The sequence below is a fragment of the Sulfitobacter sp. HI0129 genome (assembly GCF_001635395.1).
GTDB lineage: Bacteria > Pseudomonadota > Alphaproteobacteria > Rhodobacterales > Rhodobacteraceae > Sulfitobacter.
Window position 1 is genome coordinate 1 of sequence record NZ_LWGH01000423.1, and the last position, 1975, is coordinate 1975.

Here is a 1975-nt window from a genome sequence, read left to right on the forward strand (position 1 = left end):
CGTCGTCGGACGCGCAGAAAGGGCTGGGCTTCGTGCCGGATTACCAGCCGCTCACCGCGTGGGACGATGCGGAACGAAAGCGGCGTGGACTGAGCTGAGGAACGGAGGAAGGACAGCGATCACCGGAATTCGGCAGGATCGATGCCATAGGATTTTATCTTCGAATAGGCCGTGGTCGGCGCAATGCCGAGGATCGATGCCGCACCCTGCGCGCCGGAAACCTTTCCCTTTGTACGCGCCAGCGCGTTCTCAAGGTTCTTGCGTTCCAGATCGCGCAAATCCTCGTTGGTCAACACGACGTCCGGTCCCGGACCGGGTGACGTCCCCGCGAGGTGAAAGTCAAATTCGAGCCGCCCGCCCTGTGCCAGGATCGCGGCCCGTTCGATGACATTTTCAAGCTCGCGCACGTTGCCGGGCCAGCCATACTCCGTCAGCACCTTGATATTCGCCTGTGACAACCGGGTTGCCGGCAGCCGCAACCGGCGGGTCATGCGGTCGAGAAAATGTTTGGCGAGATAGGGGATATCCTCTGCCCGCTCGCAGAGCGGTTCGCAGCGGATCGAAAACAGGTTCAGCGCAAAATAGAGGTCCTGACGGAACCGCCCTGCCCTGACCTCTGCGGACAGGTCACGCGATGTGGTGGCCACCACGTTCAACGAGACAGGCGTATCCTCACCGGCGCCCAGCCTTTGGAATGACCCGCTCTGCAACACGTCATGCAGCTTGGCCTGCAGGTTCTTGGACAGGTCAGCGATTTCATCAAGATGCAAGGTGCCGTTGTTCGCCATCAGCAGCTTGCCGGTCTGGTCCCGGTTCGCGCCCGGGAAGGCGCCCCGCCGATGGCCGAAAAGCTCCGCTTCCATCGTCTGGGCGTTCGTCTCACTACAATTTATACGGACGAGCGGACGACGGTGGCGGCTGCTGGCTTCATGAATGGCGGAAACGGTCATGCTCTTGCCCGAACCCGGGGGGCCCGAGACCAGCACGTGCGCATTCCCCTGTGCGGCCAGTTCGATCTGGGCGTTGAGCGACCTGATGGCGGGGGAGACACCGACGACCCCGGCCTGCGACCGGGCCGAACGGATTTCGGTGAGGAGGTAGTCGTTTTCCTGCTCCAGCTTTTGCTGGAGTTCCTTCACCTCATCAAGCGCCTCGCGCAGCTTGCGCTCGTTCTCACGCCGCTCGGTGACATCGCGGAAGATGACGACCGCGCCGGCAAGGATCTGTTGATCGTAAACCGGGGTAGAGACGTATTCGACCATGATGGGCTTGCCGTCCTTCCGCCAGAACACGTCATCGTCGACGCGCATGGTTTCGTCCTTTCGAAAGGACGCGTAGATCGGACATTGATGGGCGGGGAAATGCTCTCCGTTCAGGTGCTTGTGGTGGATGATCGGATGCAATTCGCGCCCGATCAGGTCATCGGCGGACCATCCCAGCATTTCCTGTGCGGCGCGGTTGACGAAGGTCGCCTGACCCTGCGCGTTGATCCCGTAGATACCTTCGCCCGCCGCTTCGAGGATCAGGTGGTTCTGCGCCTCCACCTCGCGAAAGAAGCCGTAGATTTTCTGCCATTGCATCAACCCGCCCTTCTGCTGCGCCTCCTGCTCCGCTTCGCGGCTGCGTTTGTCCAGATCGTCCAGGTCGAGGAAGCTCAGCAGCACCTCGTCATCGTCCAGTTGCACGCCATAGGTCTGCACCCTGGGTGGCACCTCCCCGGCCCCGCGAAACTGCAGGGCGCGGGCTGTGTAGCGACCGAAATGTGCGACAGCGTCCAGAAAAACGGCCATGTCCCCGGTCGCGGAGACCAATATATCCGACAGGCGCGCTTCTGCGGTATCGAGGTCGAACAGAAGGCGCGCGGCTGGGTTCGCCTTCAGGATGCGGTTGGCGCGGGGGTCCACCAGCAGGGCGGGCAAGGGTTGCAGATCCACGACCGGCAGATATGGGGAATCATCGAGCATGCTCTCAGCAT

Annotated in this window: 1 protein-coding gene; it reads right to left on the bottom strand. The window is 61.9% G+C overall.

What is annotated here, in order from left to right:
* Nucleotides 1-119 precede the first annotated feature (119 nt).
* Nucleotides 120-1975: sigma-54 interaction domain-containing protein (locus A3764_RS11500; RefSeq protein ID WP_330220518.1), on the bottom strand; the 1856-nt coding region annotated here is incomplete at its 5' end.